General features: G+C 71.2%; 18 protein-coding genes and 1 riboswitch. Of the genes, 7 read left to right on the top strand and 11 right to left on the bottom strand.

What is annotated here, in order from left to right:
* Positions 1–28: 28 nt before the first annotated feature.
* Genes DS843_RS21630 through DS843_RS21580 form a run of 11 tightly spaced genes read right to left on the bottom strand, consistent with a single transcriptional unit; the run spans position 29 to position 13,547 of the window.
* Positions 29–595, bottom strand: coding sequence for a c-type cytochrome (locus tag DS843_RS21630; protein ID WP_149470911.1), 567 nt, complete (start codon positions 593–595; stop codon positions 29–31).
* On the bottom strand, positions 586–966 hold the full coding sequence (locus DS843_RS21625; protein WP_149470910.1) for a hypothetical protein: 381 nt from the start codon (positions 964–966) through the stop codon (positions 586–588). The genes DS843_RS21630 and DS843_RS21625 overlap by 10 nt, the downstream gene beginning before the upstream one ends.
* A gap of 17 nt (positions 967–983) precedes the next feature.
* The gene (ctaD, locus tag DS843_RS21620; RefSeq protein WP_149470909.1) at positions 984–3,524 is read right to left on the bottom strand and encodes a cytochrome c oxidase subunit I; all 2,541 of its coding nucleotides are present in this window, start codon (positions 3,522–3,524) and stop codon (positions 984–986) included.
* On the bottom strand, positions 3,521–4,510 hold the full coding sequence (gene coxB, locus DS843_RS21615; protein WP_149470908.1) for a cytochrome c oxidase subunit II: 990 nt from the start codon (positions 4,508–4,510) through the stop codon (positions 3,521–3,523). The genes ctaD and coxB overlap by 4 nt, the downstream gene beginning before the upstream one ends.
* On the bottom strand, positions 4,503–6,479 hold the full coding sequence (locus DS843_RS21610; protein ID WP_149470907.1) for a glycoside hydrolase family 15 protein: 1,977 nt from the start codon (positions 6,477–6,479) through the stop codon (positions 4,503–4,505). Before DS843_RS21610 ends, coxB begins: the two co-directional genes overlap by 8 nt.
* Entirely contained in the window at positions 6,476–7,561 is a 1,086-nt protein-coding gene (locus tag DS843_RS21605) for a hypothetical protein (protein ID WP_149470906.1), read from the bottom strand. The genes DS843_RS21610 and DS843_RS21605 overlap by 4 nt, the downstream gene beginning before the upstream one ends.
* Positions 7,562–7,569: 8 nt before the next feature.
* Positions 7,570–8,082 carry a c-type cytochrome gene (locus DS843_RS21600; protein ID WP_208852290.1) on the bottom strand — a complete coding sequence of 171 codons (513 nt, stop codon included), beginning with the start codon at positions 8,080–8,082 and terminating at the stop codon, positions 7,570–7,572.
* Entirely contained in the window at positions 8,076–8,621 is a 546-nt protein-coding gene (locus tag DS843_RS21595; protein ID WP_149470905.1) for a DUF3341 domain-containing protein, read from the bottom strand. Before DS843_RS21595 ends, DS843_RS21600 begins: the two co-directional genes overlap by 7 nt.
* Positions 8,618–9,952: an NrfD/PsrC family molybdoenzyme membrane anchor subunit gene (gene nrfD / locus DS843_RS21590; protein WP_149470904.1), complete on the bottom strand. Its 1,335-nt coding sequence runs from the start codon at positions 9,950–9,952 to the stop codon at positions 8,618–8,620. Before nrfD ends, DS843_RS21595 begins: the two co-directional genes overlap by 4 nt.
* The gene (locus tag DS843_RS21585) at positions 9,949–12,945 is read right to left on the bottom strand and encodes a TAT-variant-translocated molybdopterin oxidoreductase (RefSeq protein ID WP_149470903.1); all 2,997 of its coding nucleotides are present in this window, start codon (positions 12,943–12,945) and stop codon (positions 9,949–9,951) included. Before DS843_RS21585 ends, nrfD begins: the two co-directional genes overlap by 4 nt.
* A gap of 11 nt (positions 12,946–12,956) precedes the next feature.
* Positions 12,957–13,547, bottom strand: a complete 591-nt coding sequence (locus DS843_RS21580; RefSeq protein ID WP_149470902.1) for a cytochrome c3 family protein — start codon at positions 13,545–13,547, stop codon at positions 12,957–12,959.
* Positions 13,548–13,907: 360 nt separating this feature from the next.
* Here DS843_RS21580 and DS843_RS21575 point away from each other — a divergent pair, with 360 nt between their 5' ends.
* The 7 genes from DS843_RS21575 to DS843_RS21545 all read left to right on the top strand — a co-directional run bounded on the left by DS843_RS21575 (position 13,908) and on the right by DS843_RS21545 (position 24,619).
* Positions 13,908–17,159 (top strand): PAS domain S-box protein, encoded by a 3,252-nt coding sequence (locus DS843_RS21575; protein WP_286192243.1) that lies wholly within the window; start codon positions 13,908–13,910, stop codon positions 17,157–17,159.
* 93 nt (positions 17,160–17,252) lie between these two features.
* Positions 17,253–17,471, top strand: a riboswitch (cobalamin riboswitch).
* A gap of 124 nt (positions 17,472–17,595) precedes the next feature.
* On the top strand, positions 17,596–18,453 hold the full coding sequence (locus tag DS843_RS21570; protein WP_149470900.1) for an ABC transporter ATP-binding protein: 858 nt from the start codon (positions 17,596–17,598) through the stop codon (positions 18,451–18,453).
* Positions 18,450–19,409, top strand: a complete 960-nt coding sequence (locus DS843_RS21565) for an ABC transporter substrate-binding protein (protein ID WP_286192242.1) — start codon at positions 18,450–18,452, stop codon at positions 19,407–19,409. Before DS843_RS21570 ends, DS843_RS21565 begins: the two co-directional genes overlap by 4 nt.
* The gene (locus DS843_RS21560; RefSeq protein WP_149470898.1) at positions 19,406–20,434 is read left to right on the top strand and encodes a FecCD family ABC transporter permease; all 1,029 of its coding nucleotides are present in this window, start codon (positions 19,406–19,408) and stop codon (positions 20,432–20,434) included. The genes DS843_RS21565 and DS843_RS21560 overlap by 4 nt, the downstream gene beginning before the upstream one ends.
* A 14-nt stretch (positions 20,435–20,448) precedes the next feature.
* Positions 20,449–21,300 carry a (2Fe-2S) ferredoxin domain-containing protein gene (locus DS843_RS21555; RefSeq protein ID WP_149470897.1) on the top strand — a complete coding sequence of 284 codons (852 nt, stop codon included), beginning with the start codon at positions 20,449–20,451 and terminating at the stop codon, positions 21,298–21,300.
* Positions 21,301–21,386: 86 nt separating this feature from the next.
* A complete protein-coding gene (locus DS843_RS21550; RefSeq protein WP_149470896.1) occupies positions 21,387–23,540 on the top strand; it encodes a TonB-dependent receptor in 2,154 nt (717 codons plus the stop codon).
* Positions 23,541–23,680: 140 nt separating this feature from the next.
* Positions 23,681–24,619, top strand: a complete 939-nt coding sequence (locus DS843_RS21545; RefSeq protein WP_149470895.1) for a hypothetical protein — start codon at positions 23,681–23,683, stop codon at positions 24,617–24,619.
* Positions 24,620–25,001: the final 382 nt, after the last annotated feature.

The following is a 25,001-nucleotide window of genomic DNA, read 5'->3' as shown; positions in this document are numbered from 1 at the left end:
CCCCGTTCCCTGATGAGGGCGACCGGCATCAGTGCGGGTCGTGGTCGATCCCGTCCCAGCCCCGCGATTCCAGAAGCTCCATGGCGCGGTCGATGGGGATGCGGGCGAGGCCGGGCTGACCGTCCACCCAGCCATAGCCGTTCAGCCGGGCTTCGGCGCGGGCGCGCTCCGCCTCGCCGGCCTCCGGGTCCACCGGCAGGGTGCGCGGCGGCGGGAACACCTTGGCCTCGCGGCGGCCGAGCGTGTGGAGATAGGCGGCGATGTCGCGGGCCTCCTCGCGGCTCACCCCGAGATTGGGCATCGCCGTTCCGGGAGCGTGGGCGGGCGGATCGACGATCCAGGCCACCAGGTTCTGCGGCTGGTTCGGCAGCACCCCGCCGATGTAGCCGCGCACCGCGAAGTCGTCCAGCGGCGGTCCAACCTGACCGGAAGCGCCGAAACCGGGAATCCGGTGGCAGGCCGCGCAGCCGTAGCGCGCGATGTGGAGCTTGCCGCGGTCGGCGTCGCCGCCGGGAACGCCGAGGTGGGGCGGCGGTGCTGCCTCGCCGCAGGAGGCTAGAAAAGCGAGGATCGCGGCGAGGGGGATCAGACGCATGGCGGCCTCATCAGCGTCGGCACCCCGACGATCACCGTGGAGAAGGCGAACAGCGCGCTCTGCGCCGCCGTCGCCTGAGCGATGAAGCGGCTGCGGCGGGACCGCGCGTCGGTGGGATGGGCCGGCGCCTCCGGAACCGCCCGCCAGGCGCGGACGCCGATCAGCGCGATCAGCAGGACGGTGAACGCGGTGGCGAGCGACACCACGGCGGCGACCACCCCGATGCCCAGCACCGTCGCCCCCTGCCACCCCCACAGGCAGGCGAGCGAGGCGAAGACGTAGACGAACAGGAAATGCATGCTCCACAGGACGGCGGGAGCGACGAGGACGGCGGACCCCTGGCGGACGGCCCCCTGATGGACGGACGGCATGGGCGGTTCCTCCTCGCTCAACCCATCACGGGCAGGATGTGGACGAGCACGAATCCGGCCACCCACAGCGCCGCCGTGTAGTGCCAGAAGCGGGCGGCGACGCGCAGCATCAGATGGCGGTCGCGGGTGAGATGCCCCATCCACGCGGCGGCGGCGGCCAGCCCCGCGATCAGGATCGCCGCAGCGGCGTGCATCGCCTGATAACCGTAGAGCGTCCACAGCACCGCCGCCAGAGCGTGCTCCTGCGCGGGAAAGCCGAGATGGGCCGAGGACAGAAGGCCGTGCCCCAGCGCCGCCGCGGCCATCCCCATGGCCAGCGGCAGGGCGAGCATGGCCGGCAGCACGGAACCGGCGCGCATCCGCCGCTCCGCCCAGGCCAGCAGGACGCTTCCCGCCAGCAGCAGGCCCAGGTCGAGCGCCGCCGGCCAGACGGACGGCGGGGGAAGGGGCGCGCCCGCTCCGTCGGGGGTGTAGCTCCACAGGAAGAACAGGCTGAAGGCCAACGACGCGTACAGCGCCGCGTCCGCCGCTAGCGTGACGTTCAGCGCGGCGGCGCCGGGTGCGGCGTGGTGGCCGTGGGCGGTCGGCAGTTCGATGCCGGGGGAGGCGACGATGCTGCCCCGCCGTCCGCCGGGGTTGGCCGGCCACATCCAATAGAGGAAGGCCGCGACGCTCAGCACCGCGCCCAGCGCGGCCATGGCGTAGACCTTCACCAGGACGCTGACGAAGAAGACGCCCACGCACAGCGCCGTGACCAGCGGCAGGTAGGTCGGGCCGGGCAGTTCGAGCACCTGTTCGGGCCGGGCGTCGGCGGCGCTGGTCCCCAGCATCAGGCGCCGCCCGCCGAAGCTGTCGGGAAGGAAGCCCGCCCCCCGCTCGACCGCCTTCGGCAGGTCCGGCTGGTCCCACAGCGGGTCGCGGCTGGAGATCAGGGGGATGCTGCGGACGTTGTAGGAGGGGGTTGGCACGTTCAGCCATTCCAGCGTCCCGGCGTTCCAGGGATTGTCGCCGGACGGCGCGCCGCGCCGCGCGGTCCACAGCACGTTGACCATGGTCAGCAGGACGCCCAGCGCGAACAGGAAGGCCCCGCCGGTGGCGATCAGGTTTCCCCACTCCAGGTTCAGGCCCGGCAGGTAGGTGTAGACCCGCCGCGACATGCCGATCAGCCCCAGCCAGTGCTGCGGGAAGAAGGTCAGGTGGAACCCGGCGAACATGGTCCAGAAGCTCCACCGGCCAAGCCGCTCCGACGGCATCCGCCCCAGCGCCAGCGGCATCCAGTAGTGGATTCCCGCGAACAGCGGAAAGACCGCCCCGCCGATCAGCACGTAATGGAAGTGGGCGACGACGAAGTAGGTGTCGTGGACCTGAAGGTCGAAGGGCACGATGGCGACCATCACGCCCGTGAAGCCGCCCATCACGAAGGTGACGATGGTGCCGATGGCGAACAGCAGGGGCGTGTCGAAGCGGGGGCGCCCGTGCCACAGCGTGGCGATCCAGGCGAAGACCTGGATGCCGCTGGGGATCGCCACCAGCGTGCTGGCGGCGGAGAAGAAGGCCACCGACATCTGCGGGATGCCCGTCGCGAACATGTGGTGGGCCCACAGCCCGAAGCTGAGGAATCCCATGCCGATGGCCGCCAGAACCAGCCAGCGGTAGCCGACGATGGGGTGCCGGGCGAAGGTCGGGACGACCATCGACATGATGCCCGCCGCCGGCAGGAAGATGATGTAGACCTCCGGATGGCCGAACAGCCAGAACAGGTGCTGCCACAGCAGCGGATGCCCGCCCTTGGCGGCGTCGAAGAAGGGCAGGCCGAAGGCGCGCTCCAGCTCCAGAAGGATGCTGCCCATGATCAGCGGCGGAAAGCCGAAGACGATCATGAAGGCGGTGATGAGGATGTACCAGGCGAACAGCGGCATCCGGTCGATGGACATGCCCGGCGCGCGGGTCTTCAGGATGGCGACGATCAGCTCGATGGAGGCGGTGATCGCCGAGATCTCCATGAAGGTGATGCCCAGCAGCCAGAAGTCGATGTTCATCCCCGGCGAGAACAGGGTGGAGCTGAGCGGCGGGTAGATGAACCAGCCGCCGTCGGGCGCCAGCCCCAGCGGCAGGCTGGTCAGAAGCAGCAGCCCGCCCAGAAGATAGCACCAGTAGCCGAAGGCGCTGAGGCGCGGAAAGGGCAGGTCGCGCGTGCCCAGCATCGGCGGCAGCAGATAGACCGCCACCCCTTCCAGGATCGGCACGGCGAACAGGAACATCATCAGCGTGCCGTGCATGGTGAAGATCTGGTTGTACGCCTCCGGCGTCAGCAGATCGTTCTCCGGCACGGCGAGCTGGACGCGCATCACCAGCCCCAGAATCCCGGCGATCAGGAAATAGACGAAGCCGGTGATGACGAAGCGGCGCCCGACGTTGGTCTGGTTCACCACCGAGATCGCGCGCCATCCCGTGGGGGAGCGCCACGCGGCGTCCAGGTCGTCGCGCTCGCGGGCTTGGTTGTCCCGCGCGATGGCCGCGCCGCTGCCGGTGGCGGGATTGCTGGCGAAATCGGTCATTTGAGCTCGTACAGATAGCGGGACAGGGCGCGCAGCGTCTCGCCGTCGTACCCGTTGAAGTTGGGCATCCGGTTGCCCGGCTTGATGGTCTGCGCACCGGCGATCCAGCCGCCCATGGAGCCTTCGCCGTTCGGCAGCATACCGGCGGCCAGCGTCAGGCGCCCGCCGACATGGGTCAGGTCGGGACCGCCCTCGCCGTCGGCGGGGGTTCCCCGGATGGCGTGGCAGGACGCGCAGCCGCCGCGCAGGAAGGCCTGGAGCGCCCGTTCCTCCTCCGGGCCGGCGGGCGCCGGGGCCGGCTGCGCCTCGCGCGCCAGCCAGGACGCGAAGTCGCCGGGCTCCATCACCACGGCCATGAAGGCCATGTGGGCGTGCTGCGCCCCGCAGAACTCGTAGCATTGGCCGCGGAAGACGCCGGTGCGCTCGGCTGTGATCTCCATGTGGTTCACCTGTCCGGGGATCATGTCGATCTTTCCGGCGAGGTTGGGCAGCCAGAAGCTGTGGATCACATCCTCGGTCGTCAGCCGGAACTGCACGGGCTGACCCACCGGCATGCGGATCTCGTTGGCGCTGACGATGGGCCGGTCGATGCCGGGGCCGGTGTAGCGCACCTCCCACCAGAACTGGTGGCCGACGACGTGGATGGTCAGCCGGTCCGGGCGCTCCGGCACCAGCGGCCAGTCGATGGTGAAGCTGGCGATCAGGAAGACCGGCACGACCGCGACGGGCAACGCCACGCCCCCGGCGGCGATCATCGTCGTCCCGCGCAGGCGCCCGCGCCAGGGACGGGGCGCGAACAGCGCCGCCGCCAGCGCGGCCATCACGATCACGAAGGCGCCGCCCAGCACCCAGAGCATCAGCCACCAGAGGTCCGCCACCTGCCGGGCGTTGACTCCCGCCGGGTCGAGCGCCGACTGGATGGTCGAACACCCGCCCAGCGCCGGGACGGCCGCCGCCAGCAGCGCGAGGATCGTGCGCCTAGGCATCGCCGCTCTCCCCTCCGGGTTCTCCCCCGGGTTCGCGGGTCCAGACCGAACGGAAGCGGTCGTTGCGGCCGACGATCCGGAAGGCCCGGTCGGCGTGGCCGCCGCGCACGGCGGAAACGCCCTCCTGGTCGTAGAGGTGCAGCGTCATGACGCTGTGGATCACGCCCAGATGCGTGAAGGCCTGCGGGAAGTTGCCGAGAAAGGTGCCGTCCGCCTCCATCTGCTCGGGGTAGAGGCCGAGGTCGTTGGCGCGGCCCAGGAGATCGTCCAGGAGCGCCCGCGCCTCCTCCCCCCGATCCAGTGCCAGCAGGGCGTCCACCAGCCAGAAGCTGCACAGAAGGAAGGCTCCCTCCTCCCCCTCCAGACCGTCGTCGTTCCGGTAGCGGTGGATCAGCGCCCCGTTGCCGAGATCCGCGCGCACCTTGCGCACCGTCCGGTCCAGCACGTCGTCGCCGATGGGCAGGCCGTAGCCGGCGGCCACCAGGGTGGCGGAGTCGGCGTCCTCGCCGCCGAAGACCTGTGTCAGGTAACCGCCGGTCGGGTGGACTCCGTTCTCCCGGATGTCCCGCAGGATGTCGTCGCGGGTGCGGACCCACTCGGGCCGGTCGCCGAACATGCGGATGGCCCGGTCCATGCCGACCCAGCTCAGGATCGCGGAATGGACGTGGCGGCGGTCCGGCCTGCGCGGCTCCCAGATGCCGGAATCCGGCTTCCGCCAATGTTCGACGATGCAGGCGGCGAATTGCTCGACCTGCTTCCGGGTCTGCTCGCACAGCCGTCCGCCCAGCCGCTCGAACAGGTGGGCGAGGTCGATGGCCTGCCCGTAGACGTCCATCTGGTGCTGGTCCACCGCGCCGTTGCCGCTGCGCACCGGGCGGCTGCCCCTGTAGCCGTCGAGGTGGTCGTGGCAGCGCTCTCCCGGATCGACGGCGCCGTCGATTCCGTAGAGCGGCAGGATGCGCGCTCCCGTCTTCCCGCACACGCTCATCAGGAACTCGAAGAAGCGCCGGGCCTCGCTCGCGTGGTTCAGCTTGGCCAGCGAGAACAGCGTCAGGCTGGCGTCGCGCAGCCAGCAGAACCGGTAATCCCAGGTGCGCGGCGTGCCGATGCCTTCCGGAAGGGAGGTGGTGGGCGCCGCCACGATGGCCCCCGTCGGGGCGAAGGCCAGCGCCTTCAGCACGATTCCGCTGCGCAGCACATGCTCCCGGTGCGGACCGTCGTAGCTGGTGTGGGCGCTCCAGACGGTCCAGAATTCGGCGGTCTCCTCCCGGAGGCGGTCCGCCGCCTCGGCGACTCCGTCCGGGGGCAGGGCCGCTGCGGGACCGAGGACGAAGCTGCGCGTCTCGCCCGCCGCCATCTCCACCGCGCCGACCGCCGCGCCGTCCCGGCACTCCAGCCGCATGTCGGTGAAGAGGGGCGGCAGACCCTCCGCCGCGACGCCGCCGTCCCCGGCGCGCATCGGCACGGGGGCGGTGCGGAAGCCGGAGCCCATGGGACGGTAGGTGGCGCGGACGCGCACGCGGCCCTCCGTCACCTCGGCGATGCGCACCAGCCTGGCGGGGTTGTGGAGTTGGGTGAACTCCCCTTCCGGCGCGCCGGGGCAGAGCGCGACGGGCATGAAATCGGTCAGGCGCAGCACGCCGTCCGGCGTGGTGAACAGCGTTTCCAGCAGACAGGTGTCGCCGACGTAGCGCCTGCGGACGGTGGCGCCCGCGCAGGGTCGGATCTCGAAGAAGCCGCCCCGCTCGCGGTCGAGCAGGCGGGCGAACACGGGATCGGCGTCCAGCCGGTCCAGGCAGCACCAGTCGATGGAGCCGTCCCACGCGACCAGCGCCGAGCCGTGGCAGTCGCCGATCAGGCCATAGGCGGCGATCGGGCGGTAGCCGCGCGCGCTACCGTCATCGCCCTCGCCGGATAGCGGCGGCAGCTCGAACGCGGGATGCGCAAAGGGCGTGCCGGAACCGTTCATGACGTCCTCCGCGTCGGTGTGCCGGAGAGGCGGTGCGCGAACAGGGCGAGGCAGAGCGCGCCGAGCGCCGCCGCGACGACCGCGTCGAGCCAGTGAAGCTCCGGCCGCTGCGCCGCCGGGCGCACCAGCCAGACCATGTGCGCGAGATGCTGGGCCAGCAGCAGGCCGCCCGCGGTCAGCAGGGCCAGCCGGTGGCTGCGCAGCCAGCGCGGCAGCAGGATCAGAACGGCCAGCGCCGTCGCCGGCACCACGATGCCGGGCATCAGCCACAGCCACGCCCCGCCGCGGTCGAGGTACCAGCCCGCTTCCTCCGGCAGGTTGGCGGCCCAGACCACAAGGAAATGGACGAACCAGAGGTAGGCCGTCGTCCCGACGAGGGCCAGCAGCGCCCCGGCCATCCCGCCGGCGCGCTGGGGAAGCGCCCGGTCCGGGCGAAGCTCGGCGGCGAGCAGGGCGACGGCGAGCGCCGCCACCGTCTGCGTCACCCCATAGGCCAGCCCGAACAGGCTCGACAGCCAGTCGGGGTCGAGCGACATCACCCAATCCAGACCCGCCAGCGTCACCGTCGGCAGCATCAAAAGCAACCCCACGGCGGCGGTGCGCCGGTGGTGGTGCCCGGGCCGGGTCATCGCCCAGGCGAGCGCGCACCAGACCCCGAGATAGACGGCGCTGCGCAGCACGAAGCCGCCCTGGTCCAGCCAGTGGCCGCGCACCGGCCCCATCGGCCCGGTCCCCGTCTCGGCCCAGCGGTAGAGGTCCGGCAACCCGGCGAGCAACGGCAGGCCGAGCAGGGCCAGAAGCGGCAGGGTGAGGGCGCCGGCCTCCAGCTCGTCGAGGACCGGCTCCAGCCGGGGATGGCTCAGCAGATGCCCGGCCAACAGAAGCGTCAGGCAGCCGACCGCCAGCCCGGTCCACAGCAGGAAGGCCAGAAGCCACGCCTGGAAGAAGAGGGGCGGGTCCAGCCACCAGCCGAACGCCGCCAGGGCCAGCCCGCCCGCCGCCGCCGCGAGAGCGAAGCGCCGGGTGCGGGCGTAGGCCGCCCCGATGGCCGGAGAATCGATGGCCGGGGATTGGGCGCTCATGGGGGCGCTCATGGCGGGGGCAGCCTTTCCCGGTCGGCGGCGGGCAGGGCCTCCGCCGGAACCGCTTGCGAATACTGGAGCGCCTTGACATAGGCGGCGATCCGCCAGCGGTCCTCTCCGGCGATCCGGTCGGCGAAGGAGGGCATCGGGCCGGCTCCCTCGGTGACGGCGGTCACGATGTCGCGCAGCGGCAGGCTGCGCTGCCCGGTGTCGTGGAAGGAGGCGGGGGGCGGAAAGCCGCGGCGGGCCACCGGGCCGTCGCCATGCCCCGTCAGCCCATGGCAGGGCGCGCAATGGATGCCGTACCGCTCGCGCCCGCGCTCCAGGTCCATGACGTCCGGCGGGTTCGCCAGCGCCGCCGCGCGGTCGAGAGCGCCCATGGGCACCGTTCCCGGCGGCAGCGGGTCGAGCGCCGCGACCGCCGGGGCCTGCGGGTCGGCGTAGGCGTGCTGATCGGCCATGTTGTCGCCGCAGGCGGCGAGCAGCAGGACGAGCGCCGGAAGGGCGGCGCGCCTCACCATGGCACCTCCTCCAGCCGTTCGGGGCCGAGGGAAGCGAGGAAGGCGCGGGTGTTCTCCGGATCGAAGCGGAAGTCCGCCGTCTCGATGCAGAGATAGAAGGAATCCTCGGTCGTGCGGGCGAAATGGGGGCTGTTGAAGACGGGGTGGTAGAGCTGTGGCAAGCCACTCAGCATCAGGAACGCGCCCGCCGCCGCGACCGACCCGCCCAGGATGGCGAGCAGGATCGCCGAGGGCAGGAACAGCGGCCAACTGTGCAGCGGCCGTCCCCCGACGTTGAGCGGGTAATCGACCACCGAGGTCCAGTATTGCAGCAGGTAGGCCGCTCCGGCGGCACCCACCACTCCCAGGAAGGCAATTCCGCGCAGGACGTAATGGCTCCAGCCCCGCGCCGCGACCGGGAACAGCTCCGGCATGGGAAAGGGGCTGTAGGCGTCGAAGCGGCGGTAGCCGGCCCGATGGGCCGCCTGGACGGCTTCCGCCAGCCGCTCCGCCGAGGGGAACTGCGCCAACAGCCCATAAAACCCGGCGGGGGGCGTCATGACTCACCTCCCCGGTGGTGTTCGGCCTGCGTCTCGAACAGGAAGATCACCGGTACGAAGCGGACGAACAGAAGGATCAGCATGGCGAACAGGCCGAGCGACCCGACCAGGAGCCCGATTTCCGGCAGCGTCGGCGCGTAGCTCCTCCAGGCCGAGGGCAGGTGGGTGTGGTAGAGCCCGCCGACGACCACCATGAAGCGGTCGAGCCACAGCCCGGCGTTGATCGCCAGAGCGATCACGATGAGGGCGGTCGCGTTGTGCCGGATCGCCCGCACCCAAAGGAGTTGCGACGCCCCGGCGGTGCACAGCAGCGCTCCCCAATAGAGCGCCGCGAAGTCGCCGGTGACGCGGGCGACGAAGGCGTCGCGCTGCTCCGGTCCGCCGTACCAGGAGCTGTAGGCGTCGAAGCCGTAGGCCCACAGCATGACGATCCCGTTGGCGACGAGCAGCCAGCCGATGACCTCGCGTGGCCTGCGCGCCAGAACCGGGTGCAGGACCAGGAAGCGCTCCATCAGCAGAAGGACGGCCAGGACGAGCGCGAGGCCGGACATCAGGCCGCTCACCACGAAATAGGGCGGCAGGCGCGTCTGGTGCCACTCCGGAACCAGGGTGACGGCGAACTCGAACGCGGCGGTGCTCTGCATGAAGATCACCAGCGGCACCACCAGCCCGGCCAGCAGATGATAGGCCGACCGGTGCAGACGCCATTGCCGCGCCGACCCGCGCCAACCCAGAGCCAGCACGCCGAAGACCAGCCGGGCGCGCCGCCCGGCGCGCTCGTGGTCGCGCAGATGGGCGAGGTCCGGGATCATCCCGACGTACCAGAACAGGGCGGTCACGATCAGATGCGCGTTGATCGCGAAGAAGTCCCAGACCAGAGGGCTGCGGAACTGCGGCCAGACGCCGAAGGTCGCGGGGTAGGGGAAAACCCAGTAGAACAGCCAGGGCCGACCGAGATGGATGATGGGAAACAGTCCGGCGCAGATCACCGCGAACAGGGCCACCGCCTCCGCCGCCCGGTTGGTCGCGCTGCGCCAGTGGACGCCGCGCAGCACCAGCATGGCCGACAGCAGGCTGGCGGCGTTCGCCACGCCGATCCAATAGACGTAGAGCGTGATGTCGAAGGCCCAGACATAGGGAACGTTGGTCCCCCAGACGCCGGTGCCGCGCACCATCAGATGGACGAACACCGCCCCGAACAGCAGCACGACCAGGGCCGACGCCCCGAAGGCCGCCATCCAGCGCCAGGTGAAGGGCTGGTCCAGCACCATCAGCCCGGCATGGCGGTGCGGCGGGTGGCGTTCGGCGAGGGCGGAGGGATCGGCGTTCATGAACCGCCTCCGTCCTGCTGTCGCCTGTTCTGGGGCCGCTTCTGGACGTCCGGGTTGGGATTGTCCACGCGCGCCAGATAGGTGGTGCGCGGCTGGGTGTTGAGGTCGGCCAGCACCCCGTAGTTCCGGGGGGACCGCTTGCGGGCGGCGACCGCGCCGTTGGGGTCGTTCAGGTCGCCGAAGGTGATGGCACGGGTCGGGCAGGCCTGCTGGCAGGCGGTCCGCACCTCCCCGTCGCGCAGGGGGCGGCCCTCCCGCTTGGCCTCGATGCGGGCGGCGCTGATGCGCTGGACGCAGAAGGTGCATTTCTCCATGACGCCGCGCTCGCGGACCGTGACGTCGGGGTTGTAGACCTCGACCGGCGCCCCTTCCCGCCTCCCGGCATAGTCGAACCAGTTGAAGCGCCGCACCTTGTAGGGGCAGTTGTTGGAGCAGTAGCGCGTGCCGATGCAGCGGTTGTAGACCATGACGTTCAGGCCCTCGCTGTCGTGGACCGTCGCGTTCACCGGGCACACCACCTCGCAGGGCGCCTTCTCGCAATGCATGCACAGCATCGGCTGGAGATGCAGGGCGGGGTCGTCCGGCGGCCCTTCGAAATAGCGGTCGATGCGCAGCCAATGCATCTCGCGCCCGATCGCCACCTCCTCCCGCCCGACGACGGGGACGTTGTTCTCGGCCTGACAGGCCACCACGCAGGCGTTGCAGCCCAGGCAGGCGTTCAGGTCGATGGCCATGCCCCAGGCGTGCCCCTCGTACCGGACCTCCGGGTAGAAGGAGGGCAGGGGAGCGGCGTCAGGCCGGGCGAAGCCGGGATTCTGCCGGAACTCCACCAGCGTGGCGGCGCGCACCACGTCGCGTCCGGCCATCGTGTGTCCGGCCATCGTGTGATGATCCTGCGTGGTGACGAGCGGATCGCGCCTGCCGGTCCGGCGCAGCGCCGCGCCCGCGCCGAACCACGCCGCCTCGTTGCCGCGCAAGGCATAGGCGCTGAAGCCCACGCCGCTGCCGACGAAGCCCGCCCGCCAGCGCCCGTAGCCGAGCGGCAGGGTCGCGGAGTCCGGCGCGTGGCCGGGCATGACGAACACCGGCCCGGAGACCGTCCGCCCGTCCAGCTCCACCTCAACCACGTCGCCGTCCGCAATGCCCAGCGTCGCCGCCGTCGCGGGGGCGAGCAGAACGGCGTTGCCCCACACCAGCTTGCTCAAGGGGCGGGGAAGCTCCTGAAGCCAGGCGTTCCCGGCGTAGCGCCCGTCCCACACCGCCGGGTCCGGCGCGAAGGCCACCCGCAGCCCGCCGCCCGCTCCGCCCAGGTCGATGGGGGGTGGAGTGGCGGGCTCGACGGGCTGCGGCTCGTGGGCGGTGCCGGCGATCACCCCGTCGTGCAGCGCCCGTGTCCAGAACGCCTCGAAGTCGGCCTCGCCCCGCTCGCCGCGCCAGTGGTCGCGGACGAGCGCCCGTCCGTCCGCCGCCCGTCCGGCCATCTGTTGTCCGGCCAGGGGAGCGATCAGTTCCAGCGCGCTTATGCGCCCGGCGCCCGGCGCGCGCACCGGCTGCATCAGGCTGACCGTCCCGTCCCAGGCCCGCGCGTCGCCCCAGGATTCCAGGGCATGGGCCATCGGCACATGCCAGCGGCAACCGGCGGCGGTCTCGTCCTCGTACAGGCCGAGATGCAGCGAGAAGGGCAGGCGGGCCAGCCGCTCGGCGAAGCCCAGGCCGGCGGGCGCGTCGTAGACCGGGTTGGCGTCCAGGATCAGCAGATGGGTCGCCGTTCCCGCCGCCATGTCCTCGGCCAATGCGGCGAGGCCGTCCGCCTCCGCCACGGGAAGGACCGGCGCGGTGTGGACCACGGTGGTGCCGATGGCGCCGAGCCGCCCGTTGATGGCGTGCACCAGCGCGTGGATTTCCGGCGGCAGGCGCGGCCCCGCCACCACCAGCGCCGCCGCCCCGGCGCGCCGCAGGTCCTCCGCCAGGACCGGAACCATCGGGTGCGGCTCGCCCCCGCCCGGCGCCGAAACGCCCAGCGTGGCGCCGAGATCGGCGGCCAGACGCAGGATCGCGTCGGGTGCCAGCGCCAGCCGGTGATCGGCGCGGGTTCCCGTGGGGGTCGGGCAGGGCTCCGCGACATAGAGTCGGCTCATGAGACCATCAGGGTCGCGCCGCGCGGCGAAGGCGGCGGCGTGGGCCATCCAGCCCGGCCCCTGCGCCAGCACATCGGCGTCGAGGGCGAGGATCACCTCCGCCCGCGACAGGTCGAACCGTGTCTCCAGCGCCTGCCCGAAAGCGAGCCGGGCGCCCTGGTACGGGCTGTCCGACAGCGCCGGCGCGTGCCGGTGCCAGCGCGCCTCAGGGAAACGCTCCGCCAGGGCGGCGGCCAGGGCGATGAATGTGGGCGAACTGGTCGGGCCGGTCAGAAGGCGCAGGCCCGCGCCCCCACGCCCCTCCATCTCCACGGCGAGCGCGTCCAGCATCCGGGCCAGATCGCTCCGCGAGCGCACCGCGCCGCCCTGCCGGATCGCCGAGGAGCGGTCGGGGTCGTGGAGCGTCAGGATCTCGGCCTGGGCGAAGGCATCGGCGGCGCCGAGGCTGGCGGGGTGGAGCGGGTTTCCCTCGATCTTCACCGGGCGGCCGCCGTGGCTTTCCACCACGACGCCGAGGCCGTAGCCGTCCTGCATCAGCGTGGTCGCGACGTGCAGGGGCTGCCCCGGCGCGTGGCCCGGCACGTTCCGCGCCCGCGCGGCGATGGGCCGGTTCGGCGCCTCCTCGCAGGCGGTCAACCCGGCGAGCGCCAGCGAGGCGCCCAGCAGCTTCAGCAGGGTGCGGCGGTCGGTGCGCGCGGCCTCTCCCAGATGGGGGAATTCCCGCTCCAGGGCGCGCATGGCGTCGGGCGAGGCGGCAAGCTGCTCCAGGCTGCGCCAGAAGCGCGGCCCGTCGCCTTCGGCCAGGGCCGAGGCGAGAGATGGCGGAATGGGGCGGTGGTCGCGTTCGCTGGCCATGCGGTGCCCCGTCAGTAATGGCAGATGGAACAGTCTTCGAGCTGCGCCAGCCGGTCGGGCGGCACAGTCACGGAGGGCAGGCGGCCATGCGGGTCGCGGTGGCAGTCCAGGCACCAGGACATCGACATGCTCTCGACCTTGCGGACTTCGGCCATGCGCGCGACGTCGCCATGGCAGGTCGCGCATCCGACACCGCTCGCGACGTGAATCCCGTGATGGAAGCGGACATGGTCGGGAAGCCGGTGGACGCGGTTCCAGGCCAGCGGCTCCCCCGTCGCCGCACTGGCCTGCAGCGGCGCCAGGGCCGACGCCGCGGTCCAGACCTGGGAATGGCAACCCATGCAGGTCTCGACAGCGGGAATCCCGGCGGTCGCCGCCGTCTCCACACCGCTGTGGCAATAGCGGCAGTCCATCCCGAGTTCTCCGGCATGGACGGCATGGCTGAAGGGGACCGGTTGAGGGATGGACGACCCGACGTTCCAGAAGGGGCCGGATCGCACGATGATGAGACCGGCCACGATGGTGAGCACGAACGCGAGCGCCGCGGCGGCGAAGACCGCCCCCAAGGCTCTGTTCGCGCCTGGCCGGAACAACTGTGTCATGGCAACCGGATTCCGATCATGAGCGTATCGAAGCCTGGGCGTAAGAAGGGCGGGCAAGAACGCAACCCCTGTGCGGCCCTCCGGTTCCACCGCCCCGGCCTCATTTCAGCCACCGGTTCCGGCTTCGGTGCCCCGCCCGGAAGCGACGATGCAAATGCTTGAGCAACCGTGCTAATCCGGATCACCGGCGGACTAAAAGGCCGGTGTGATCGGGCGGGCGGCGAGATTACATGGTGAAAGCCGTGTCCGGCTTCCCGAAGGCCGGCTTGGACCCGCCACGACCGGTTCCGAACGTTGCGGAGCGGGAGCGTGCATGGAACGAACGAAAGGGACAAGCGCGTGACGGATCGGGCGACGGACATGGACGCCTTGAGGGCCATCGAGGCGGACATCGAACGCCTTCAGGCCGAAGCCGCGCGGCAACGCGCGCAACTGGGACTGTCGCCCGAAATCCCCGCGTCATCCGAGGCGGATCAGGCGCTCGCCATCCTGCAGAGCGTCAGCGAACACGCCATCGTCACCACCGATCTGCACGGCCGCATCACCGGCTGGAACTCCGGTGCCGCCGCCAATCTGGGCTGGAGCGAACAGGAGGCGCTGGGACAGGACGCCGGCACGCTGTTCTTCACCGCCGAGGATCAGGCCGCCGGTCAGCCCGAACGCGAAATGACCCTCGCCCGCACGCGTGGCCACGCCACCGACGAGCGCTGGCACAGGCGCAAGGAGGGCCGCTTCTTCGCGCAGGGCGAGATGACGCCGCTGCTCGACACCTGGGGCGTCCACATCGGCTATGTGAAGGTCTTCCGCAACCGCACCGGGCAGCGGGTGGCCGAGGACGCGGCCCGCACGGCGGCCACGGAACTGCGCGAACTCACCGACGCCCTGCCCCTTCTGGTCGCCATCGTCGGACCCGACCACCGCTACCGCTTCGCCAACCGCCATTACGAGGCGTGGTTCGGTGTGCCGCGCGAGCGGCTGGTCGGCATGCACGTTCGCGATCTGGTCGGCGAGGATGCCTATCGGGCCCGCCTGGCCCAGTTGGAGCGGGCCCTGGCCGGCGAGGCGGTCGAATATGAGGGCTTCCTGCCGAACCGGGATGGCGAGCGGCGGGATTGCCACATCCACTACCTGCCGCGGCGCAACGCCAGCGGCGACGTCGACGGCATCTACGTCCAGGTCATGGACATCACCGAACGCAAGCGGGCGGAGGCGGCGAGGCGGCGGGCGGACGAGCGCATCCGGCTCGCCCTCGATTCCGAGGCGGTGCTCGGCACCTGGATCTGGGATCTGGCGGAGGACCGCTTCACCAGCGACGCCCGCTTCGCCCGGACCTTCTCCCTCGATCCGGCGGTGATGGAGCGCGGCGTGGGGATCGCCGAGGTCGTGCAGTCGATCCATCCCGACGACAAGCCCCGCGTCGAGGCGCTGATCGCCCGGGCGATGCGCGACGGCGGCGCCTACAGAGCCGAGTACCGGGTGCGCCAGCTCGACGGCGGCTATCGCTGGATCGAGGCGAACGGCCACATCACCCAGGACGAGGCCGGCCGCCCCTTGCGCTTCCCCGGCGTCCTGGTGAACATCCACCGGCGCAAGACCAACGAGCGGTATCAGGCCGCCCTTCTGCAACTCGGCGACCGGCTGCGCCTGCTGGACGAGCCCGCCGGCATCGCCGCCGCCGCCGCCGCGATCGCCGGCCGGACGATGGACCTGCTGCGCACCGGCTACGGCACCACCGATCCGGCCCGTTCCTGCATCGTGGTGGAGCGCGACTGGTGCCGCGGTCCGGACGTCGTGAGTACGGCGGGCCGCCACCGCTTCGCGGACTACGGGTCCTACATCGAGGATCTGAAACGCGGGGAGGTCGTCGCCATCGCCGACATCGCCGCCGACCCGCGCACGGCGGCCGATTGCGACACGTTTCTGAAGCTTGGCGTCCGCTCGCTGCTGAACGTTCCGCTGATGGAGGAGGGCGGTCTCACCGGCGTCTTCTTCCTCCACCATGACGCTCCGCGCGTCTGGGGGGAGGAGGAGATCGCCTTCGTCCGCGGGGTGACGGACCGCACCTGGGCCGCCATGACCAGGGCCGAGGCCGCCCAGGCGCTGCGGCGGCTGAACGACACGCTGAAGCAGCGCATCGATGCCGCCATCGCCGAACGCGACCAGCTCTGGCACAGCTCCCGCGATCTCATCGTGATAACCGACCGGAAGGGGTGCGTCACGCTGACCAACCCGGCCTGGAACCGGGATTTTGGCCACCCCGCAGGCATGACGGACAGAGTCCCCTTCACGGACTTCGTCCATCCGGACGACCGCGCCGTCTTCCGGCGTCTGCACGCCACGATGGGCATCGGGGAGACCGTCCCGAACGTCGAGGCGCGGATGCGCACCGCCGACGGCGCGGAGCGGCTGATCGACTGGTCGGTGGCGGCGCTGGAGGGCGGCTTCTCCGCGACCGGGCGCGACGTCACCGAGCAGCGCCGGGTCGAGGAGCAGCTTCACCAGTCGCAGAAGATGGAGGCGGTGGGCCGGTTGACCGGCGGGATGGCGCACGACTTCAACAATCTGCTTCAGGCGATGTCCGGCTGCCTCCATCTCGTCGAACGGCGGGCCGGCCACGTCGCCGGGGTGCAGAAGGTTCTCGATGCCGGGCGGCAGGCGGTCGACCGCGGCGCCAGCATGATCCGCCAGTTGATGGCCTTCTCGCGCCGCCAGAGCCTGCAACCGGAAGCCTTCGACGTGCGCGACCGGCTGCTCGGCATGCGCGTCTTCCTGGACCGGGCGTTGCGCGCCGACATCCAGTTGGAATTCGACCTGGAGGCCGGTCTGTGGCCGGTCATGGCCGACCGGGTGCAATTCGAACTGGCCGTGCTGAACCTCGCGACCAATTCCCGCGATGCCATCCCGGCGGCTGGCCGGGTGGTGATCGGCGCCGGCAACACCGTGCTCACGGGGGAGCATGGCCTGCATGGGGCCTTCGTGCGGGTGTGGGTCCGGGACAGCGGCCACGGCATCGCGCCGGAGGCGATCGGGCGCGTGTTCGAGCCCTTCTTCACGACCAAGGCGGTGGGGCAGGGCACCGGGCTCGGTCTGGCGCAGGTTTACGGCTTCTGCCGCCAATCGGGCGGCACCGCCACGGTGGAGAGCAGGCTGGGCGCGGGCACCGTCGTGACTCTGCTGCTGCCGCGCGCCGAGGCGGCATCGGCGGAGAATGAGGAGGCCCAGCGGTCCATCGCGGGCGGCGGCGGCGCCCGCGTGTTGCTGGTCGAGGACGATCCCGTGGTGGCGCCGGTCATCACGGCGGCGCTGGAGGATCTTGGCTACCGCGTCGCCCGCGCCGTCACCGGGGACGATGCCTTGCGCCGCCTTCAGGCCGGGGAGGAGGCGGATCTGCTGTTCAGCGACGTGGTGATGCCGGGCGACGTGGACGGGATTGCCCTGGCGCAGGCGGCGCAACGTCTGCTGCCCGATCTGGCGGTGGTGCTGACCACCGGCTACAGCGAGAACCAAGCCGGGCTGGAGGGGCTGCCGGTGCTGTCCAAGCCCTACCGGATCGAGGACCTGTCGGCGGTCTTCCGGGAAGCGCTGAACCGCAGGGGCTCCCCGGACCCGTGACCGGGCATTGGCGTGGAGGCGGCGCGCATCGCGGCGCTCGCATTTTCTGAAGTCATTCGTTCACAAAGCTTGACCGGAGCGGCGGGGTTCTCCATCAATGGTGCCGGTACTGGTTCTTCCGGCGGCTTGCGCCGGAAGCTAAGAGGGAACCCGGTGAGCCGCGTCCTGCGGCGAGACCGGGGCTGCCCCCGCAACTGTGAGCGGTGAGCCGTTCCGTCATTTCCCGCCACTGGCGCCCGTCGGCGCTGGGAAGGCCGGACGGAGCGGCGACGACCCGCAAGCCAGGAGACCTGCCAGCACCACAACGAAACGTCCTCGGGCGGGGTGTCCCTGTGGAACGCTTGCCATGCGCCCAGCCGGAGTCCGTTCCGAGTGCGGCGTGTGCTCCGCAAGACGTCCGCCGGCTCGCCCCGCCCGCAACGGCAGGAGGCATTGGATGGCGCGATCGCCTCTCCCGACACCCCTTTCGGCCCCGCCCGTCGGCGCGGGGGTCCGCCCGGCCATCGCGGTCGAGGGGTTGCACTGCCGGCTGGGTGGGCGCGTCGTCCTGTCGGACATCGGCTTTGCCGTTCCGGAGGGCGGCTTCCTCGGCATCCTCGGGCCGAACGGGTGCGGCAAGACCACCCTGCTGCGCTGCCTTGCCGGGTTGCAGGCCCCGTCCGCGGGACGCGTCCGCATCGAAGGCGACGATCCGCGGGCCCTGCGCCCGGCGGATCTGGCCCGCCGGCTGGCGCTCCAGGCGCAGGACGCCGCCGCGGCGCTGGGCTTCACCGTGCGCGACGTGGTCGCCATGGGACGGCTGGCCCACCGCCGCTCCGCCTTCGCCGGGACCGGGGCGGACGACCGCGCCATCGTCGGGGACGCGCTGGCCCGGCTGGAGCTGGGCACCCTGGCGGACCGGCCGGTCGAACATCTGTCGGGCGGGGAGCGCCAGCGGGTGATGATCGCCCGCGCCCTGGCGCAGCGCCCGCGCATCCTGCTGCTCGACGAACCGACCAACCATCTGGACATCCACCACCGCTTCGCCGTGCTCGACCTCGTGAGGAGCCTCGGGATCACGGTGGTCGCGACGCTGCACGACGTCGATCTGGCGGCGCACTGGTGCGACCGCGTCCTGCTGATGGCCGACGGGCGCCTCCAGGCCGACGCCGCACCGGAGGAGGCGCTGACGCCGGAGCGCCTGACCGCCGTTTACCGCGTCGCCGCCACGGTGGACCGCCACCCCGGCGACGGCCGGCTGCGCATCGACCTGTCTCCCCTGACGGACCACCGATCCCTATGCCGATCCCCATGATTTCGATTCTCGTCCGCGGCTTTTTCCTGTCGCTTGCCCTGACGACGGGCGTCCAGGCCCATCCGGTCGAGGTCGCGAACTGCTTCGAGACGGCCCGCTTCGCGGCACCCCCCAAGCGTCCGATGGTCCACGACGCCAACATGACGCAGACCATGCTGGATCTCGGGCTGGCCGACCGGCTGGTCGCCGTCTCCGGCATCGAGGGGGCCGAGCACCGGCTGATCGCGCCGCCCGGCGTGGTGGCGGCTCTGCCCCGGCTGCCCGACCGGTCCCCGAGCCTGGAGGCGGTGCTGTCCGCCGATCCCGACTTCCTGTTCGCCGGCTGGAGCTACGGCTTCAGCGAGGCGCGCGGCCTCACCCCGGCCCGGCTGGCGGAGATGGGGGTCGCCACCTACACGCTGCGGGAAAGCTGCATCCGCATCGGCCCCCGCGAACCGATCGGCATGGACACGCTCTACGCCGACCTGCTGGCGCTCGGGAGCATCTTCGGAATCGCGGAGCGCGCCGAGGCCATGGTGGCCGATTTCCGCCGCCGCGTCGCCGCGGTGACCGACCGCACCGGCACGGTCGTGGTTCGGCCCCGCGTGATGTATTGCGACCACTGCCACACCGACGGCGCGCCGGTGTCGGTGGGGCGCGAGGGGATGGCCAGCCTGCTGATGGAATTGGCTGGCGGTCGCAACATCTTCGACGACATTCCCAACAGCTACGTCCGGGTCGGTTGGGAGGAGATGGTCCGGCGCGATCCGCAATGGATCATCGTCAGCGACCACCGCGTCCCCGCCGAGGCCGCGATCCGCCACCTGACCGCCGCCCCGCAACTGGCCGATGTCGAGGCGGTGCGCAAGCGCCAATTCATCGTGCTGACCTACGCCGAGCAGACGCCCTCCACCCGCAACGTCGATGCGCTGGAACGGATGGCGCGGACTCTCCACCCGGAGCGCTTCGCTCCATGATTCGGTCACGCCTGCTTCACCTGTCCCTGGTGCTGGCCGCCGCTGTGGCCTTGTCCACGGTCGCCGCCGTCGGTTTCGGCGCCGCCGCCATTCCCATTCCCAAGGTCTGGGCGGTGATCGCGCACGAGCTGTGGCCGTCGCTGGCCCCGCCTCCCGACGCCAGCCGGGCGGAGCGCAACATCGTCTGGGAGCTGCGCCTGCCGCGCGTGCTGCTGGGCGCGCTGGCCGGGGCCGGGCTGGCGGCGGTGGGCGCCGTGCTCCAGGTGGTGACGCGCAACCCGCTGGCCGACCCCTACCTGTTCGGCGTGTCGGCGGGCGCCTCGGTGGGGGCGGTGCTGGTGATCCTCTACACCGGGACCATCGCGGGGACCATCGGCCTGCCGGCGGCTGCCTTCCTGGGCGCGCTCGCCGCCATGCTGGCCGTCTTCGCGGCGGCGCGCGGGCGCGACGGGGTGGTGACCGGCGAGCGGCTGGTCCTGACCGGCGTCGCGGTCGCCTTCATCCTGAGCGCCGTCACCAACGCCTTGATCGTCACGGGAACGGACCGCGGCGCCGACGCGGCGCTGTTCTGGATGATGGGCGGCTTCGGCACCGCGCGCTGGAGCGTCCTGCCCATTCCCGCCGGGCTGACCGTCGCCGGGCTGCTCTGGCTGTGGCTGCGCGCCGAGACCATCAACACCCTGGCGCTGGGCGACGACGCGGCCCGCTCGCTCGGCACCGATCCGGGCCGCCTGCGGCTGGAGCTGTTCGTGGTCACCGCACTGATGACCGGCGCGCTGGTGTCGGCCTGCGGCGGCATCGGCTTCGTCGGGCTGGTCCTGCCCCACATCGCCCGGATGCTGGTGGGCGGCCATCTGCGGGCGCTGCTGCCGGTGGCGGCGCTGGGCGGCGCGCTGCTTCTCCTGTGGGTGGACGTCGCCGCCCGCAGCCTGTTCGCCCCGCGCGAGATTCCCGTCGGCGTCGTCACCGCGCTGGTCGGCGGCGCCTTCTTCCTGTGGCTCATGCGCCGCCGCCCGGCGGCCTGACGGAGGATCACGCCGTGACGTCATCCCATTCCGTACCCGCGCGCGCCATCGTCCTCTACGGGCGCGCGTCCTTCGACCATGGGCAGAATCTGAAGGCGCTCGCAACGGCGCTCGCCGACCTCCACGCCGCCCGCGGCGCGACGGTGACGGTGCGGACCGCCCACGCCGATCTGTCCGGCCCCGCCCTGCCGGCGGTGCTGGCGGAACTGGAGCGGGAGGGCGCAACGGAGGCCCTGGTGATTCCCAGCATGGTGCCCGCCGATCCCAGCCTGTCGGCGTGGCTGCCGGGCGCGCTCAGCCACTGGGCCGGCACGCAGGGCTCCCGCATGACGGTCCGTCTGGCGCCGCCGGTGGAAAGCGCGCTGGACCTGCCTGCCGCTCTCGACCGCATCGCCTCCGGACCGGCGGAAGCGCTGGCCGACGTGCGCGAGACGAACCCCAGCCTGGGCAAGCCCGGCTGGTCGGCCATCCCCGAACATGGCCGGCAGGTCTTCGTCTGCGTCGGCGCACGCTGCCTGCACCGCGGCGCCGACGCGCTGTATCAGCGTCTGCGCGAGGCGATGAAAGGGCACCGCGCCCTGAACGCCGGCCCGCACCGGGTGATGTGCGCGCGGACGAGCTGCCTCTACCCCTGCAACCGCGGGCCGTTGGCGGTCGTCCAGCCCGACGGGGTCTGGTACGGCGATCTGACGCCGGAGCGGATCGACCGCATCGTCCATGGCCATCTGCTGGCCGGTCGCCCGTCCACGGAGGATGTCCTGCACCGCAAACCCGCCGCCGGAGGAGCCGGCCATGGGCTGACTCCGCCTGACCGTCCAGCCAGCCACCGGTCGCTGACACCGCGCCGGTCCGGCCCGATCACTTGAATCCCTTTTCACCCGACCACCGCGGAACGCGCCCGTTTCGCGGAACGCTGCCGCTCGTCCTGAAGCGATCCTGTTGGAGAGTATCCATGTCCGCGTTTCCCGTCCGCCTCGAACGCCTCCGCTCAAGGTCCCTGGCGCCATTGCTCCTGCTGTCGGCCTCCTTCGGTCCGGGCGCGGCCCTCGCGGAGGACGCCGAAGCGCCGGTGACGCTGCCTCCCGTCACCGTCACCGGCGAGCGTCCGGCCTCCGCCGGGCTTGCGCTCGACGTTCCGAGCACCGGAGGCAGCCGTTTGGGTCTTGCCCCGCTGGAAACGCCGGCCAGCGTCGAGGTGATCTCCGGCCAGACAATCCGCGACCGTGGGCAGACCAGCGTGACCGAGGCCGTCACTCAGAACGCCACCGGCTTCAGTTCGCTGGCCGCGCCGGGCAACGGCGGTTCGTCCCTGGCGACGCGCGGCTTCGCCGGCCACGGATCGGTGATGCAGCTCTACGACGGCACGCGGCTCTATGTCGGGTCGGGCACCGTCACCTTCCCCTTCGACACCTGGTCGGCGGAACGCATCGAGGTGCTGCGCGGCCCGGCCTCCGTCCTTTACGGCGAGGGTGCGATCGGTGGCGTCGTCAACTTGGTGCCCAAGCGCCCGACCACCGATGTCCGCAACGAGGCCATGGTCGCCATCGGCACCGATGCCCAGCGCCGCGCCGCCTTCGGCAGCGGCGGGCCGCTGAGCGAGACGCTGTCCTACCGTTTGGACGTGAGCGGCAACCGGTCCAACGGCTGGGTCGACCGGGGCGGGACGAAGAACCTCGCGCTGTCCGGAGCGGTGACCTTCCGGGCCACGCCGGACGTCTCCGTCACCCTCTCCAACGATTACGGCGACCAGCAGCCGCAGGAGTATTTCGGGACGCCGCTCATCAACGGAGGCCTCGACCGGGCGCTGCGGCACCGCAATTTCAACGTGGGTGACAGCGCGATCCGCTATCGCGACAACTGGACCCAGCTCAAAGCCGAATGGACGGTGTCCGACGCGCTCACCCTGCGCAACACCGCCTATCACCTGACCAGCCACCGGCATTGGAAGAACGTGGAGAGCTATGCCTGGAACGCTGCCACACGGCGGGTCGACCGCAGCAGCTACATCGAGATCTACCATGACCAGCGGCAGGTCGGCGACCGCTTCGACGCGACGTGGCGCAGCCGCCTGTTCGGCATGAGGAACGAGCTGGTCGGCGGCTTCGACGTCAACCAGATCACCTTCAAGAACAGCAGCAACTCGGCCTATGGCGGGACCAGCAGCGTCGATCCCTTCGACCCGTCGCCCGGCCTGTTCGTCAACCTCGCCGGCACGAGACCGCGGGTGAGGTCGAAGACCGACCAGTACGCGCTGTTCCTTGAGGATCGCCTGTCGGTGACCGACCGGTTGGCATTGGTCGGCGGGTTGCGTTACGACGCGCCGTCGATCCACCGCGCGGACCCCGTCTCCGGCACCAGCTTCGACAAGGATGTCCACGCCACCAGTTGGCGGGCCGGCACGGTCTACGAGGTCTTCCCGGGCCTTGCCCTTTACGGGCAGTACGCCACGGCGGTCGATCCGGTGGGGAACCTGATCTCGCTGTCCGCGGCCCAGAAGGACTTCGACCTGTCCACGGGCCGTCAGGTCGAGGTCGGCGTCAAGCAGTCCTTCCTGGAGGGACGCGGCGAATGGACGCTCGCCGCCTATCACATCGTCAAGGACAAGCTGCTCACCACCGACCCCAATCAGCCGGGGGTCACCATCCAGGTCGGCCAGCAGTCGTCGCGGGGACTGGAGGCGTCGCTGTCGCTCGGCCTGTGGGAGGGGGTGCGGGTGGACGTGAACGGCGCGCTGTTGCGCGCGAAGTACGACGACTTCAGCCAGACGGTGTCGGGCCGTGCGGTGTCCTACGTCGGCAACGTGCCGGCCGGCGTGCCGGAGCGCACCGCCAACGCCTGGGCGAGCTGGGCCTTCCTGCCGGGCTGGGAAGCGCGGGCCGGCGTGCAGTATGTCGGCAAGACCTACGCCGACGCCGCCAACACCGCCGTCCGGCCCGCCTACACGGTGGTCAACGCCGGCCTGGACTACCGACCGACCGCCAACACCAAGCTCAGCTTGCGCGCCTTCAACCTGTTCGACGAGGTCTATGCGGTGAGCGGCGGAACGACGAGCTGGGTGCTGGGCCGTCCGCGTTCGGCCGAGCTGGCCTTCTCCATGACGTTCTGACCGTCGCCCGATCATGGGGGATTCTCACGGGGGATTCCCTTCCGCCCGGCATCGGCGTTACCATCCGGGGCCAGACCGGGGATGTCGCGGGCCGGCTTGGTCCGCAGGCGGGCCATCCCCCTTCCGGAGACCGCGCACCCATGAGCCAAGCCGCCCCGTCCACCCAGCCACCGGACACCGAGTCCCCGGTGGACCGGCAGTTGCGCCTCTGGCGGGACCACCGGCGCCCGGTGCAACCGGATGAGCGGATGCGCGCCCTGACGGAGCGCCGGATCGGGCCTCTCCTCGGCGATTTGGAAGCGCTGATGCTGGAACTGCGCCATTCCGTCGACCGCGACGTGGCGGCGGGCCGGTTGCCCATGCCGAAGCGCCGGTACGCCTATCCGAAGGGCTTCTGCCGGGAGATCACGGACGCGGTGTTCGCGCGGTTGAGCCAGCGGATCGCCGCGCCGGACACGCCGGTGACGGAAGCGCTGGCGACGTTCATTCGGGAAGGCGGCGCCCTGTCCCCGGTCTGGGGGGCGTTGCGCGGCAGCTACTTCCAGAACGCCATGCAGTTCGGTGCCCTGTACGTCGACGCGGCCAACGACACCGTGACCGTCACGAAGCCGAAGGTCGAGATCCTGCCCATGGCGGCGAGCGGGCTGGAGCCGGTCACCGACGTCGCCCTCTTCGCCCGGATCGCGCAGGTTTATTGGGGCGGTGCGATCTGGGCGAACACTCTGTTCCCGCGTCTGGCGCCGGTTCTTCCCATCATCCACATCGGCCCGGAGGGGAGGCCCGCCCTCCACCCGGACAGCATCGGTGTCTTCGCCGAGAATCTGGTCGGCGGCTGCCGGTCGGCACTTGCCTTCCTGGAGCAGGAGCGGGACGGCGGGCGCGTCCTGCCGGCGAACCTCGCGGCGGGCTTCGCGCGGTGGCAGGGCTGCACCCCATTGTTCGAGGAGTTCTGCCCCACGCCGGACTGGGAGCGGCTCCGGGCCAGCTTCGCCCTGGCGGACGACCCGCAGGGGCCGTACCGATCGGTCGAAGGCTTTCAGGAGATCATCAAGGCGGTCAAGCGGGTGGGGACGGCGTAGGGCGCGCGACGGCACGGAAGCGCATGTCAAAAAACGCTCACCGCTGAAAAAAGCGCTTGCCGGGTTTGGCCGAGGCGCCTATAACCCGCCTCCCACGACGCCGGGGCCGCTGAGAAGCGGGACGGCGGCAAGGGAACGGCAGAAGTGCCGAAGGTGAGACGAAGTAACGTTTGGCCGGCGTGAAAACAAAGGCTTGACAGAGCAAGTCGAAGCTTCTAGATAAAGCGCCCCGACGCGCCGCACCGGACCCCGGTGGCGCAGCGCGGAACGGGCAGCGGTCCTTACCTGAGGATCGCGGGATCTTGGAAATCGTTGATACCGTGTTGTGAGAAGGGATGCGCAGGCGGCGGTATGGACCGTTGGCCGCGGGTTGGTTCCGGAT

This window comes from Roseomonas genomospecies 6 (genome assembly GCF_008365375.1).
GTDB lineage: Bacteria > Pseudomonadota > Alphaproteobacteria > Azospirillales > Azospirillaceae > Azospirillum.
Note: the sequence above shows the minus strand (reverse complement) of the source record. Positions and strands in the feature narration are given on the sequence as shown.